Origin of the sequence: Myxococcus sp. CA056, assembly GCF_013336715.1 — a bacterium.
GTDB classification, from domain to species: domain Bacteria; phylum Myxococcota; class Myxococcia; order Myxococcales; family Myxococcaceae; genus Myxococcus; species Myxococcus llanfairpwllgwyngyllgogerychwyrndrobwllllantysiliogogogochensis.
In genome coordinates this window covers 174,236-188,945 of the sequence record NZ_JABUMT010000009.1, presented here as the reverse complement: position 1 = coordinate 188,945, position 14,710 = coordinate 174,236, and the positions used below count along the sequence as shown (strand labels likewise).

Here is a 14,710-nt window from a genome sequence, read left to right as displayed (position 1 = left end):
GCGAGGAGGGAGGGAGGAGGGAGAGGGGTTGGGGAGAGGGAGGGCAGGCGCGTGGTGCTGAGCGAGTGCGGCGGCCAGTCCCGCGACGGAGGGAGAGGCGAAGAGGGAAGCGAGAGGAAGCTCGACGCCGAAGGCGAGGCGGATGCGGGAGACGAGGCGGGTGGCGGAGAGGGAGTGGCCGCCGAGGGAGAAGAAGTCAGCGTCGCGAGGGACGACGGAGAGGGAGAGGACGTCAGCGAAGAGCTGGGAGAGGAGGGCCTCGGCCTGTCCGCGAGGAGCGGAGTCGGAAGAGGACTCGGCCGCGACAGCGGAGGAGATGTCGAAGGAGGAGAGGGCCGTCCTGTCGACCTTGCCGCTGGTGGTGAAGGGGAGGGAGGGGAGGGAGAGGAAGCGGGAGGGGACGAGGGCTTCCGGAAGAGAGGAGGCCAGCGCGTCGCGAAGAGAGGAGAGAGAGGGTGCGGAGTCGTCGAGGACGAGGAAGGCGACGAGGAAGGTGTCGCGAGAGGGGCGGAAGGGAAGGACAGCGGCCTGACGGACGCCGTGGAGGCGAAGGAGAGCGGCTTCGATTTCCTCGACTTCGACGCGGACGCCGCGGAGCTTGAGCTGGAAGTCGGAGCGTCCGAGGAAGGAGAGGGAGCCGTCGTCATTCCAGCGGGCCCTGTCGCCCGTGTCGTAGAGGCGAGAGCCGGGGGAGGAAGAGAAGGCGTCTGGGATGAAGCGCTCAGCGGTGAGGTGAGGAAGGGAGTGGTAGCCGCGAGCGAGGCAGATGCCGCCGATGAAGAGCTTGCCTGGGACGCCTGGGGGGAGAGGCTGGAGGGAGTCGTCGAGGACGTAGAGGCGGCAGCGAGGAAGAGGGCGGCCGAGACGAACGGGGCGGTGGGGGAGGGAGATTTCGGCGGCGACGTTGATGCTGGCTTCAGTGGGCCCGTAGGTGTTGACGAGACGGGTGGAAGTCAGCGCGAGGGACTGGACGAGAGAGTCGGGGAGGACTTCGCCGCCAGTGACGAGGACGGAGAGAGAGCGGAAGGCGTCGAAGGCACCGGGCTCCTCGAGGGCCGTGGCGAGGGAGGAGGGGGTGATGACGACGTGGGAGACGCGGTGGCGGAGGATGTCGCGCGCGAGGCCGAGGGGGCCGACGTCGCGGAGGATGACGCGAGCGCCGCGGGAGAGGCTGAAGAGGATTTCCTCCTGGTGGATGTCGAAGGAGAGGCTGCCGGAGGCGGCCCAGGTGTGGCCGGGGGCAGTGGAGTAGAGGGAGTCGAAGGCGTCGAAGCAGTGGACGACGTTCTGCTGGGTGGAGAGGACGCCCTTGGGCAGGCCGGTGGAGCCCGAGGTGTAGAGGATGTACGCCAGGTTGTCCGGATGCGCGCGCAGTGGCTCGGCCAGCGCGGCATGCGGCTGCTGTGCGGCACCCGGCTCGATGACCACAATCCCAAGCTGCGTTCCCTCGAACAGTGAAGGCGAGGAGATGACGAGGCAGGCTCGGGACTGTTGAAGCAGCAGGGCTCGGCGTGCCGGCGGATGAGACGGCTCCAGCGGAAGACACGTCGCGCCCGCGAGATGGACGGCGAGCAGCGAGACGACGGCCTCGGAGGAACGCTCGACGCAGACACCGACAACGGCCTCGGGACGGACCCCCAGCGCGGCGAGGTGGAACGCGAGACGCGAGGCGCGAGCGTGAAGCTGCGCGAAGGTGAGCGTGGCGTCCGGAGCGACGAGCGCGACAGCGTCGGGAGTGCGAGCGAAAGCGGCTTCAAGGATGGAGGCGACGGTGCCGTCGGAGTCGAAGGCCCGGTCGGTGTCGTTGAAGTCGCGGAGGACGCGTCGTCGCTCGTCGGCGTCGAGGAGGGAGAACTCGGACAGAGGAAGCTGGGGAGCGGCGAGGGCCTGCTCCAACAGGAGGACGAAGTGGGACAGCATCCGCTCGACGGAGGCGTGCTCGAAGAGGTCGGTGCGGAACTGGAAGTAGAGCTGGAGGGAGGAGTCAGGTAGCTCGGTGGCGGTGAGCGCGAGGTCGAGCTGGCTGGTGCCGTTGTCGACGAAGACGTGCTGCGAAGACAGGCCGGAGAAGGAGAGGGGCGAGTCGACGCGGCGCAGGTCGAACATCACCTGGAACAGCGGCGCGTGACTCAGACTGCGTTCGACGTGGAGCGCATCGACGACCCGCTCGAAGGGCACATCCTGGTGGCTGAAGGCGTCGAGCGACGTGCTCCGGACCTGGGCCAGCAACGCGGCGAAGGTCATCCCCGAGGGGACCTGGGTACGAAGGACCAGCGTGTTGAGAAAGAGGCCGACGATGTCCTCGGTGGCGGCGAGGGTCCGGCCGGAGACAGGCGTGCCGATGCACAGCTCCCGCTCACCGGAGTAGCGGTGGAGCAGGGTGGCGAAGACGCCGTAGAGCGCCATGAACGGCGTCACCTGATGCTGTCGGCACAGGGCCTCCAGGCGCTGACGGACGTCACGGGGCAGGGCGTGGTGACGTGAGAAGCCACCCTGGTCCGTGATGACGGGCGGCCGAGGCTTGTCGGTGGGAAGCGCGAGCAACGCCGGAGCATCGGCGAGCTGCTGCTTCCAGTAGTCGAGGTGGATGTCCTCACGCGCGCGCACCTCGGGCGTGCGCTGCCACGCGGAGACATCCGCGTAGGCCAGGAGCGGAGTGGGCAGCACCGGAGACCGTCGCTGACTCAGCTCTGAGTATCCCTGTGCCAGCTCCACCAGGAGCCGATCCATGGACAGGCCGTCCACGACGATGTGATGGATGACCATCAACAGCACATGCTGGTCATCGGCCAGTCTGAACAGGCGGAAGCGATAGAGCGGCCCGTGCTCCAGTGAGAACGGGCGAGCACTCTCTTCCTCCAGGCGCCGCGTGAGCAGCGCACGCAACGACTCTTCACCCCGAGCACCCGTCCGCAGGTCTTCCACGTGGAGCACGCGCTCGGACACGGGCTGGAATTCCATCCGAGGCTGACCCTCCGACGAGCCGAAGACGGCGCGAAGGGACGAGTGCCGCTCCGGCAACAGCCGCAGCGCCGTCTCGAGGGCCTCGGTGTCCAGCGCGCCCGTCAGCTCGAGCGCTTCGGGAATCACATACGCGGCGGAGTCCGGCTGGAGCTGGTGGAGGAACCAGAGGCGCTCCTGGGCGAAGGAGGAGCGAGGAGGGAGGGAGGAGGGAGAGGGGTTGGGGAGAGGGAGGGCAGGCGCGTGGTGCTGAGCGAGTGCGGCGGCCAGTCCCGCGACGGAGGGAGAGGCGAAGAGGGAAGCGAGAGGAAGCTCGACGCCGAAGGCGAGGCGGATGCGGGAGACGAGGCGGGTGGCGGAGAGGGAGTGGCCGCCGAGGGAGAAGAAGTCAGCGTCGCGAGGGACGACGGAGAGGGAGAGGACGTCAGCGAAGAGCTGGGAGAGGAGGGCCTCGGCCTGTCCGCGAGGAGCGGAGTCGGAAGAGGACTCGGCCGCGACAGCGGAGGAGATGTCGAAGGAGGAGAGGGCCGTCCTGTCGACCTTGCCGCTGGTGGTGAAGGGGAGGGAGGGGAGGGAGAGGAAGCGGGAGGGGACGAGGGCTTCCGGAAGAGAGGAGGCCAGCGCGTCGCGAAGAGAGGAGAGAGAGGGTGCGGAGTCGTCGAGGACGAGGAAGGCGACGAGGAAGGTGTCGCGAGAGGGGCGGAAGGGAAGGACAGCGGCCTGACGGACGCCGTGGAGGCGAAGGAGAGCGGCTTCGATTTCCTCGACTTCGACGCGGACGCCGCGGAGCTTGAGCTGGAAGTCGGAGCGTCCGAGGAAGGAGAGGGAGCCGTCGTCATTCCAGCGGGCCCTGTCGCCCGTGTCGTAGAGGCGAGAGCCGGGGGAGGAAGAGAAGGCGTCTGGGATGAAGCGCTCAGCGGTGAGGTGAGGAAGGGAGTGGTAGCCGCGAGCGAGGCAGATGCCGCCGATGAAGAGCTTGCCTGGGACGCCTGGGGGGAGAGGCTGGAGGGAGTCGTCGAGGACGTAGAGGCGGCAGCGAGGAAGAGGGCGGCCGAGACGAACGGGGCGGTGGGGGAGGGAGATTTCGGCGGCGACGTTGATGCTGGCTTCAGTGGGCCCGTAGGTGTTGACGAGACGGGTGGAAGTCAGCGCGAGGGACTGGACGAGAGAGTCGGGGAGGACTTCGCCGCCAGTGACGAGGACGGAGAGAGAGCGGAAGGCGTCGAAGGCACCGGGCTCCTCGAGGGCCGTGGCGAGGGAGGAGGGGGTGATGACGACGTGGGAGACGCGGTGGCGGAGGATGTCGCGCGCGAGGCCGAGGGGGCCGACGTCGCGGAGGATGACGCGAGCGCCGCGGGAGAGGCTGAAGAGGATTTCCTCCTGGTGGATGTCGAAGGAGAGGCTGCCGGAGGCGGCCCAGGTGTGGCCGGGGGCAGTGGAGTAGAGGGAGTCGAAGGCGTCGAAGCAGTGGACGACGTTCTGCTGGGTGGAGAGGACGCCCTTGGGCAGGCCGGTGGAGCCCGAGGTGTAGAGGATGTACGCCAGGTTGTCCGGCTGCGCGCGTGAGGGCTGCGCGAGCGCCGCACCGGGTCGCAGGGCGTCCTGTGGCTGCACGAGCACCGCGTCGAGTTGAACGCCGTCAAACAGCGAAGGCGAAGTGACGACGAGGCTGGCACGGGACTGCTGAAGCAGCAGTGCACGGCGTGCTGGTGGATGAGACGGCTCCAGCGGAAGGCATGCGGCGCCGGTGAGGTGGACGGCGAGCAGCGAGATGACAGCCTCGGAGGACCGCTCCACGCAGACGCCAACAACGGCCTCGGGACGAGCCCCCAGCGCGGCGAGGTGGAACGCGAGACGCGAGGCGCGAGCGTGAAGCTGCGCGAAGGTGAGCGTGGCATCCGGAGCGACGAGCGCGATGGCGTCGGGAGTGCGAGCGAACGCGGCTTCAAGAAGAGAAGCGACAGAGCCGTCCGCGTCGAAGGCCCGCTCGGTGTCGTTGAAGTCGAGCAGGACGCGGCGTCGCTCGTCGGCGTCGAGGAGGGAGAGCTCGGAGAGGGGAAGCTGGGGAGCGGCGAGGGCCTGTTCCAGCAGCAGGACGAAGTGGGACAGCATCCGCTCGACGGAGGCGTGCTCGAAGAGGTCGGTGCGGAACTGGAAGAAGAGCTGGAGCGAAGAGTCCGGCAGTTCGGTGGCGGTGAGTGCGAGGTCGAGCTGGCTGGTGCCGTTGTCGACGAAGACGTGCTGCGAAGACAGGCCGGTGAAGGAGAGGGGCGAGTCGACGCGGCGCAGGTCGAACATCACCTGGAACAGCGGCGCGTGGCTCAGGCTGCGCTCGACATGGAGCGCATCGACGACCCGCTCGAAGGGGGCGTGCTGGTGGCTGAAGGTCTCCAGTGACATCGCCCAGACGTGGGCCAGCAGCATGGAGAAGGGCGCGGCTGGCAACAGGTGGGTGCGCAGCACGAGCGTGTTGATGAAGAGACCGACGATCTCCTCCGTGGACTCGTGACTGCGGCCGGAGACAGGCGTGCCGATGCACAGCTCCTGCTCACCGGAGTAACGGTGGAGCAGGGTGGCGAAGACGGCATAGAGCGCCATGAAAGGCGTCACCTGGTGATGCCGGCACAGGGCCTCCAGGCGCTGACGGACCTCGCGGGGCAGCACGTGTCGACGCGAGTACGCGCCCCGGTCGGAGAGGACCGGCGGTCGAGGCTTGTCGGTGGGAAGCATGAGCAGCGCCGGTGCACCGGCGAGCTGTCGCTTCCAGTATTCGAGGTGGATGTCCTCACGCGCGCGCACCTCGGGGGTGCGCTGCCACGCGGAGACATCCGCGTAGGTCATGGTCACCGGCGCCGGGGCGGGCTCACGGCCTTCCTGGAGGGCGGAGTACGTCCGCGCCAGCTCATTCAGGAGGATGCCCATGGACAGGCCATCCACCACCAGGTGGTGAAGCACCAGGAGCAGCACGTGCTGCTCGGGGCCAACGCTGAAGAGGCGGAACCGGTACAGCGGCCCGTCTTCCAACGAGAGCGGGCGCGCGGCTTCTTCACTCAGTCGGCGCTGGAGCACCGCCTCCGGTGTCCCCGCCTCGCGCGGGAGCCGCGACAGGTCTTCCACGGCGAGCACGGGCTCGTGCACCGCGTGGGTGCGCAGGCGCGGGCTGCCCTCGACGGGCGTGAAGGTGACGCGAAGCGCGGCATGTCGCTCCACCATCCGGCGCAGCGTGGCCTCCATCGCGGGCACGCTCAGCACGCCCCGGAACTCCAGCGCGTCGACGACGAGGTACGCCGCCGAGTCGGGCTGAAGCTGTTGAAGGAACCACAGCCGCTCCTGTGCCAGGGACGTCATCGGGACGGCGTCGGCGGGAAGCTGCGTGGGGCCCGCGAGGGGCGCTCCGAGCGACGCGGCCTTGGGCCCCAGCGCGCGCGCCAGGGAGGCCACCGTGGCGTGGGAGAACAGCGCGCTCAGCGGCAGCTCCACCCCCACCGCATGCTGTACGCGCGCCAGCAGCCGCGTCGCGCTCAACGAGTGCCCACCCAGGTCGAAGAAGTCGCTGTCCCGTCCCACCCTCTCCACACCCAGCACCTGCTGGAACAGGCCCGCGAGCAGCGCCTCCAGCTTTCCTCGAGGCTCGCCTCCAGGGACAGCGCCCGATGCATCGCCGCGCTCGAGCGGCATCACCCCCAGCGCTCGCCGGTCCACCTTCCCCGAGGTCGTCAGGGGCAGGGTGGAGAGCGTCATGAGCACGGAGGGCACCAGGTGCTCGGGGAGCTGCTGTCGCAGCCACGCACGCAGGGCCGTGCTGACACGGGCCGCATCCAGGCCCACGTCCGGGACGATGAAGGCCACCAGCGACAGCTCTCCGGCCGTCACCTCGCGCGCGAGCACCGCGACTTCGCGGACCTCGGGATGGCGCGCGAGCAGGGCTTCGACTTCACCCGGCTCCACGCGCATGCCGCGCAGCTTCACCTGTGTGTCGGCGCGGCCCGCGTACTCGAGCTCTCCGTCCGGCGTCCACCGCGCCAGGTCTCCGGTGCGGTACAGCCGCGCGCCGGGGATGGGGCTGAAGGGATGGGGCAGGAAGCGCTCCGCCGTGAGGTCTGGACGGCCCAGGTATCCACGGGCCACGCCCACGCCGCCGATGTACAGCTCGCCGGCCACGCCGGGGGGCAGGGGCTCCAGCGCTTCGTCGAGCACATAGAGCCGCGTGTTGGGCCACGGCGTGCCCAGGGTGATGGCGCCCAGTACCACCGCGTGCGGAGTGATGGCGGCACAGACGCTGGCCTCCGTCGGGCCGTAGGCGTTGAGCATCCGGCGCCCCTCGCTCCAGCGCTCGGCCACGGCGATGGGCAGGGCTTCGCCCGCGGAGATGACGGTGCGTAGCCCCTCCAGTCCCTCCGTCTCCAACTGCGCGAGCACGGATGGGGTGAGGGTGACGGCGGTGACGGCGCGCTCACGCAGCAGCGCTCGCAGGGGCGCGTCGGGAAGCAGTCGCTCCTGGGGCGCGAGCACCAGCGTCGCGCCCGCGAGCAGCGTGGCGAAGACCTCGCACACGGAGGCGTCGAAGGTCATCGACGCGAACTGGAGCACCCGGTCCTCCGGCCGGAAGCCATGCGCCTGGACCGCGGCCAAAGCCGTATTGCGCAGACCCGCGTGTGGCACCAGGACGCCCTTGGGGCGTCCCGTGGAACCGGAGGTGTAGATGACGTAGGCGAGGTGCTCCGGCGTGACCACCGCGTCCAGTCGTCCGACGGACAGGTGCGCGTACTCCGGCCGGGGGCCCTCCAGCTCCACCAGCATCTCGCCTCGCAGCGGCAGCTCGTCCATCACCCGCTGGTGCGCGAGCACCACGGGCGCGCCGCTGTCGGAGAGCATGAAGCCCTGGCGCTCGGGAGGATGCGCCGGGTCCAACGGAACGAACGCACCTCCCGCCTTGAGGATGCCCAGCATCCCCACCACCTGCTCCACGGAGCGCTCCGCGCACAGCGCCACGCGCGTCTCCGGCCCCACGCTCAACGAGCGCAGGTGGCGCGCGAGCCGGTTGGCGCGCTCATCCAGCTCCCGGTACGTCAGCCGCGTGCCCTCGAAGTCGAGCGCCGTCGCGTCGGGCGCACGGTCCACCTGCTGCTCGAAGCAGGCCACCACCGTGTCGCCGCTCTCGAACTCCCGCTCGGAGGCGTTGAAGGTGGAGAGCACCCGCTGGCGCTGCTCGTCGGAGAGGACGGGGCGCGGTCCGGGCTCGTGCGCTGGAGCGTGTTCGGGCAGAGGGGTGGCGGCGCCGGGCGCGGCGACGGAGTCGACAGGGGGAACCTTCCGTCCTTGCTGGCTGGGGGAGGCCGGGGCGGAATCGTCTGGAGCTGTCATGTGGGTAGGGCTCAGAGCCTGAGGCGAACGTTGATGCCCGCGCGGAACAACCCCATGTCCACCGGTGCACCAGGCGCCACGGTGGGGTCGGGCTGAAAGCGGAACTCGCCGCCGCGCTCTCCAAAGGGAACTTCCACGAAGGCCGCGACCGTCACGTCACGCAGCCGGGAGGCGTTGATGTCCAGCCGGACGACGTAGGAGGGGTCGCCCACGTTGCCCAGCAAGGTGAGCGTTGTCGTCGGCTCGTAGATGTTGCGCGCGGTGACGGCGACCTGCGCCATGCCATAGAAGCGGCCGAAGTAGAGCGGCTGGAAGTCGCCGACGGTCTGCACCCACGTCAGCAGCTCGCGGTCATCGCTGCCCAACTGGTTGTAGAAGCCCTCCAACCGCACCACCGTCTTGAAGGTGTCCGCCACCCGCAGCTCGACCTGCATGCCGCCACTGGCCTGCACCTGCAACCCGTCCAGCGCCCGCACCTGGAAGCCACCGTCCGCCGCGCGCTCCCACGTGGCCACGTCCGCGCCATGCACCAGGGCGATCTCCGTGTTGAAGTCCAGCCGCCCCAGGCCCAGCGAGTAGTCCAGGCCATAGCGGGGGCGCCGCCCCTCATAGAACGAGCCCGTCGCCGCCAGCTCGCTGGTGCCCAGCGCGATTTCCGCGCGCACCGCGCCGCCGTAGCGCACGCGGTCCTCGTCCTCCAGTCCGCCCACTCCACTCGTCGTGTCCACCAGGTCCGCGGTGCCGATGATCCACAGGTTGGCGGCCATCTCCTCCCACGGCACGTTGACCTTCACCATGTCCACGCCGGGCCTCAAGTCATAGAGGAACAACGGGTCCGGATTGCGCGAGCGCAGGAAGTCGGTGGTGTTCCAGATCTTCGAGCTGCCCCACTTGATGTGCTGACGGCCCGCGGTGATGAAGACGTGGTCGAAGAGGCCGAAGTAGATCCACAGCCGGTCCAGGCTCGTCACGGGCGTGGAGAGCAGTGGGTCCAACGGGTCGTACGCCATCCGGCCCACCGCGAAGCTGCGCAGCCCGTCGAACGGCTTGAAGTCCAGGTACACGTCCAGCAGCGCCGGGAAGAACGGGTCCACGCCCGTCTTCGCGCTCAGCGCCCGGGTGGCGCCGGATACCTCCGCGCGCTGCAGATAGAAGCCGCCCACCGTGAGCAGCTCCGGCACCTTGAGGAATGCGGAAGGGTGCAGAGGGTCTTCCACCGCGGCCTCCTCCGTCACGGGCTGGGGCCCCTCGCCCGGCACGGAGGGGCCCGAGGTGACAGACGTCCCCATGTCCGCCACCACCACGGGCCGCAGCGAGGTGTCCACGTCAGCGGACGCTGGTGGACGCGGTGCCTGGCCCTCGCCTTCGCCGTCGATGGTCGGCACCGCCAGCGCCAGGCTCGCGGCGGCGGGCGCGTTCGCGGTGTCGGAGGCGGGCTCCGCGAAGGCCTCCACGGTGTTGCCGTCGGCGGTCTCCGTGTCGTCCTCCGCGTCGGTGCCGGACGCGGACACGGTGTCGCCCGATGCGTTCGTGCTCCGAACGCCGTCGCTCCCCGCGCCCAGCTCCAGCGGCGGCTCCACGCTGGAGGAGAGCGCGAGGCGCCCCCGGACAGGACGCTCGTAGGTCAGCGCGCGCACGTCGGCACCGGTGAAGAACACCGCCAGGCCGCGCGAGGGATAGTGGAAGTACAGCGTGGTGTCCGCCGTGGCCTTCACCAGGTAGCAGGGCTTCTTGCTCCGGCCGACCTTGGGACAGGCCGCGCCGAATTGTTTCTCCACCGAGGCGCGCGAGGGAGGCCGGGTGGGAAAGACATCGATGCGCTGGAGCCTTCGGGTGCGTGTATCCACCGTGAAACGCGCATGCCTCGTGCCCGCCGGCGAGGACTGACCCTGATAGTCGAGCACCAGCGCGCCATCCTCACGACGTCGTGAGTCGGGCTCGCCGAACAGGATGCGCAACTGCGACTCCGTCGTGGTGCCGGGTCTGGCTTTCTTCCAGGGCTCCGCGTGGGCGGTGCCATGAAGCAGACACAACATGGCCACGATGCGCACGACGGAGGGGGCAGGGGGCATGGATGAACGCAGTCTAGTGGCGTTGTGACAGGTGAGGAAAGCCACGGTGGGTTGACATTCCCCCAGCGTTCCCCCGAGCATCCGCCTCCCCTGTGTAGTGGAGGCCATCCCATGGCGTCGGAAGAGACTGCTCAGTCCCCCTCCGAATTGGCTGCTACAGCAGTATCCACATCGACTACCGCCGAGGCGGTGTCCGCTGCTCCCGAGAAGCTCGACGAGATAGAGGAGATCGACTTCCTCCTCGAGGAAATCGAAAGCAAGATCGCCCCGCTCGCCCTGGCATGAGCGCGGCCCACGAGGTCCGCCCGTACCGGGACGCTTTCGCCCCGTACTGGCATCCGGTGGCGTACTCCCACGAGCTGCGGGACGCGCCTCTTCCAGCCCGGCTGCTGGAGACGGATCTGGTCCTCTGGCGCACCGGCTCTGGCGTCGCGGCCTCTCAGCGCTACTGCGCGCACCGTGGCGCGGACCTCTGCTCAGGCTCCATCACCCCCGAGGGCCTTCGCTGCGCGTTCCATGGCTGGACGTACGGCGAGAGCGGGCGCTGCGTCCGGATTCCCTCGCAACCCCAGACGCCCATTCCGGAGCGGGCGCGGCTCGCGACGTTTCATGCCGCGGAGCGGCATGGCCTGGTCTGGGTCTGTCTTTCACCCGAGCCCGCCGCGCCATTGCCAGAATGGCCGGAGCTGTCTGACACGACGACGGTGGCCACGGTGCCGCTGCCGCGCCTGGACTGGGATATCGCCGCCGGCCGCATGGTGGAAATCGTCCTGGACGTGGCCCACCTCTCCTTCGTGCATGAGGGGACGTTCGGCAATCCGGACCAGCCCGAGGTGCCGCCCTACGACGTGGAGAAGCGGTCGGACGGACTCTCCGCGCGCATCGTGTATCCCGCGCTGGCGCCCGGTGTTGGTGGCGCGCCGCCCCGGGTGGACCGGACCACGCTCACCTATGACGTGACGTTCCCTTTCGCCGCGCGGCTGTCCTTCAAGCCGACCCTCTTCTATCCGCACACCGTCTACGCGGTGGCCTCGCCCTGGTCCGAGGAGAAGATGCAGTGCTTCTACTTCGCCTCGTACCACCCGAGGATCCGCAACTTCGCGGACGTGTTCGTGAAGTCGGAGTCGGCCATCCTGGAGCAGGACCGCCGCATCGCGGAGGGGCAGCGTCCGCGCGCGCACCCGCTGGACTTCGCGGGCGAGGTCCTGGTGAAGGCGGACCGGCTCCCCATCGAATACCGCCGGGCCCTCACGGCCCTGCGCTCGGGCCGTCCGGTGGACGGGCCCCCCTTGGAATAGGAACGGGAGACACTCGAGTGAACGCAGGGAGTCGAAGCTGGGGGTGGAGTGTGTCCGTGGTGCTGCTCGTCGCCGGGGCGGCCTGTCGTCAACGGGAAGAGGCTCCCAAGGCGCCACCTCCAGCCCCGCCCGTGGTCGCCGCGAAGCCGGTGGCGCCTCCCGCGCCTACCGTGGTGCCCGCATCGGCTGACCCGGCGCTCGTGGCCCGGGGACGGTATCTGGCGGAGTCGGTGCTCGGCTGCGTCGGCTGCCACACCGAGCGGGATTACGGCCGCTTCGGCGGGCCGGTGTCGGGGCCGGTGCTGGCGGGCGCGTGTTTCGGTGAGGAATGGGAGATGCCGGGCACCCTGTGCGCGCCCAACATCACCTCAGACCCCGAGCACGGCGTGGGGCGCTGGACGGACGAGCAGCTGCTGCGCACCCTGCGTGAGGGCTACGGCCGCGACGGACGGACGCTGTTTCCCATGATGCCGTACATGGAGTGGCGCACCACCCTGTCGGACGGTGACGCCCGCGCCGTGGTGGTCTGGCTGCGCACGGTGCCCGCGGTGGCCCGCGCCACGCCCCCCTCCAAGCTGCTTCCGGAGGTGACGGCGGAGATCCAGGACCTGGCCGCGCCCCTCCCCGGACCCGTCGCCGAGCCCGCTGCGGACCCCATCGCCCGGGGCCGCTACCTGGCGACCGTCGCCCAATGCGCCTTCTGCCACGCCAGCGCGGACGAGGAACCCAAGCCCTTCGCGGGTGGCCGCGCCGCGCCCACCCCCTTTGGCGCGGAGCCCATTCCGTCCCTCTTGCCCGGGGGGCCCGTCATGAAGGGGCTGGACGAGGACGCCTTCGTCGCCCGCTTCACTGCCTTCAAGGACCTGGGCGCCGCGCCCAGCCGCAAGGGCCAGGTCAACAAGCTGGCCATGCCCTGGCAGGCCTTCGCCTCCATGAAGGAGGAGGATCTGCGCGCCATGTACCGCTTCCTGAAGACCCAGGGGACCCCGACGCGACGCGCCAGCGGCCAGTGATTGGCGCGGCGCATTCTTAGAAAGTAGGATACACGCCTTGCCCTACACCGTCCCCTGTTCTCGGTGCGCCGGGCTGGACTCGAACCCCATGACACTGTCCCTGAAAAAGCTGGTCCTGATGCTCCCGGTGTTGGCGGTCGCCTCGGGGTGCAACCTGTTCGACACGGCCGACACGGAAGGAACCCGTGGCCGGGGTGCTCGCGCGTTCGACCCGTACGACAGCTCCGCCTCCGGTGCCATCTCCCTGTCCCTGCTGTGGTTCAAGGGCTGCGCCATCCTCCCCACGGGTGAGCCCGTGACGAAGGGGGACCTGAACCTGCCGGCCTACGGGGACACCTGCTACAACATGAATGACGGCTACCCGAGGCCGGACGCGCCCTTCGAGCCGAGCGAGCCTCACGCGCGAATGGTCGTCTCCGCCGGTGAGCTGTACTTCCTGCGCGAGTTCTCCGCGATGGACGTCGAGCTGGCACGCTTCCCCGAATACAACGACAAGCGCACGCCCGCGGCGTGGATGCGCCTGGAGTCGTACTTCAAGGACCTGGACTGGTCGGGCCTGTCCTCGGGGCGTGACGGGTGGAAGCGCCTGCAGCCGCAGACGTTCCTGCGCGAGACGTTCTACGAGAACGCCGCGTGGATGCTGGCCACGGACGACACCTTCCTGCTGGAGGTGCTGGACGCGGATGGCAACGTGCGCGTCAGCCAGACCTACTTGCGCTCGGACTTCCTCGCGGAGAGCCCCGTCACGGGCCGCACCCGCGCCAGCTTCACGGTGACGGGCCTGCAGCGCCCGCTGTTCCCCGGAGACCCCACGCCGCACAGGGCAGCGAACTACGACGCGCTCGAGTTCGCCACGGCGGTGAAGGTGTCCTTCGCCAACTCCACCAACCCCTTCAAGTCCTTCACCATGCCGGACCTGCGGGGCGAGGGCGTCATCCGTTTCACGTGGAGCCAGCTCCCCCAGAAGCCCTTCCTCTTCCCCGTCACCTTCCAGGACGCCAAAGAGCGCCCCCCCACCTGCTACGAGCTGGGGCCGGATGGGTTGGCCACGGACGTGCCCACGCCGTGCGGCTTCGGCCTCAAGCAGAAGGTGCAGGTCTCCCGCCCCCCCAACGGCAACTTCTTCAACGGTGGCGAGACGGTGGACTTCGTCGTGTCACTCCAGGACGGCGATGGCCACGGCCTGCATCCGCGCGGCTCCATGCCCTCGTTCATGACCTACATGGAGGAGGGCTCCAACGGCCTGGCCTACTTCAACGAGTTCATGCTGTTGACGTGGCGTGACAGCAGCGCGTCCGAGTCCGGCTTCAAGGTCGTCGGGCCGCTGCAGGACCTGAAGGTCGTCAACGGCGGCTTCGTGCCCACGGACTACTTCTCCTATCCCGCCTCGAGCGAGCCGCAGTTCTACGTGCCTCCGGACATCATGGCCGTCGCGGGCGGCCCGTGGGTGCAGCCGACGACGCGCTACACGGTGACGTTGCCGCCGGACGCCAAGCCCGGCACCTACGCCATCCTGCTCAAGGGCCACCGCAACTTCGAGGGCGAGCGGCTCAACCGGTTGGACCCGTTCTTCTTCCAGGTGGGCCAGGCCGAGCCCACCACGTACCCGGGCCGCATCGGCAACTGCCAGGTGTGTCACAACGGGGTCAGCTCGCTGAGCAACGTGCACCACGGCGTCTCTGTTGACCACGTGGAGACGTGCAAGGTGTGTCACCACGACGACGTCGTCGGGCACGTGTCGGACTTCGTCCACCGGCTGCACATCAACTCGCCCAAGTACGTCCAGAACAAGGGTGACTGCACCCTGTGCCACCTGACGCGCGAGAGCACGCTGCGCCCCAGCATGATTGCCTGCGCCGGCTGCCACCCGGGCACCCATGGCACGGAGTACTTCGACCTGCCGTTCCAGGAGATCAACTCCCCCCCCAACGCTTTTGGCAATTGCGCCAACGCCTGCCACGTGACCACGGCTCCCGCCGAGCACGTGCTGCCAGTGCGCTGA

At 69.2% G+C, this 14,710-nt stretch carries 6 protein-coding genes; 4 read left to right on the top strand and 2 right to left on the bottom strand.

Annotated elements, in window-relative coordinates:
- Together HUA76_RS30240 and HUA76_RS30235 are read right to left on the bottom strand one after the other, a co-directional pair.
- Nucleotides 1–8,325, bottom strand: an 8,325-nt coding sequence (locus HUA76_RS30240) for a non-ribosomal peptide synthetase (RefSeq protein ID WP_174462787.1), incomplete at its 3' end; no start/stop codon positions are given.
- 11 nt (nt 8,326–8,336) lie between these two features.
- Nucleotides 8,337–10,397: a hypothetical protein gene (locus HUA76_RS30235; protein WP_174456471.1), complete on the bottom strand. Its 2,061-nt coding sequence runs from the start codon at nt 10,395–10,397 to the stop codon at nt 8,337–8,339.
- A 111-nt stretch (nt 10,398–10,508) separates the two neighbouring features.
- On the opposite strand from HUA76_RS30235, the gene HUA76_RS30230 reads away from it, so the two are divergent.
- The 4 genes from HUA76_RS30230 (at nt 10,509) to HUA76_RS30215 (ending at nt 14,710) form a co-directional block, all read left to right on the top strand.
- On the top strand, nt 10,509–10,682 hold the full coding sequence (locus HUA76_RS30230) for a Xan family putative trans-acting RiPP leader peptide (RefSeq protein ID WP_141643698.1): 174 nt from the start codon (nt 10,509–10,511) through the stop codon (nt 10,680–10,682).
- Nucleotides 10,679–11,695 (top strand): aromatic ring-hydroxylating dioxygenase subunit alpha, encoded by a 1,017-nt coding sequence (locus tag HUA76_RS30225; RefSeq protein ID WP_174462786.1) that lies wholly within the window; start codon nt 10,679–10,681, stop codon nt 11,693–11,695. The genes HUA76_RS30230 and HUA76_RS30225 overlap by 4 nt, the downstream gene beginning before the upstream one ends.
- 56 nt (nt 11,696–11,751) lie before the next feature.
- Complete coding sequence (locus HUA76_RS30220; protein WP_371823534.1) at nt 11,752–12,708, top strand: c-type cytochrome; 957 nt, start codon at nt 11,752–11,754, stop codon at nt 12,706–12,708.
- An 88-nt stretch (nt 12,709–12,796) separates the two neighbouring features.
- A complete protein-coding gene (locus tag HUA76_RS30215) occupies nt 12,797–14,710 on the top strand; it encodes a hypothetical protein (protein WP_174456469.1) in 1,914 nt (637 codons plus the stop codon).

Coding starts and splice junctions, on each gene's coding strand:
- HUA76_RS30235 (WP_174456471.1), bottom strand. CDS start 10,397: ATGCCCCCTGCCCCCTCCGTCGTGCGCATCGTGGCCATGTTGTGTCTG.
- HUA76_RS30230 (WP_141643698.1), top strand. CDS start 10,509: ATGGCGTCGGAAGAGACTGCTCAGTCCCCCTCCGAATTGGCTGCTACA.
- HUA76_RS30225 (WP_174462786.1), top strand. CDS start 10,679: ATGAGCGCGGCCCACGAGGTCCGCCCGTACCGGGACGCTTTCGCCCCG.
- HUA76_RS30215 (WP_174456469.1), top strand. CDS start 12,797: ATGACACTGTCCCTGAAAAAGCTGGTCCTGATGCTCCCGGTGTTGGCG.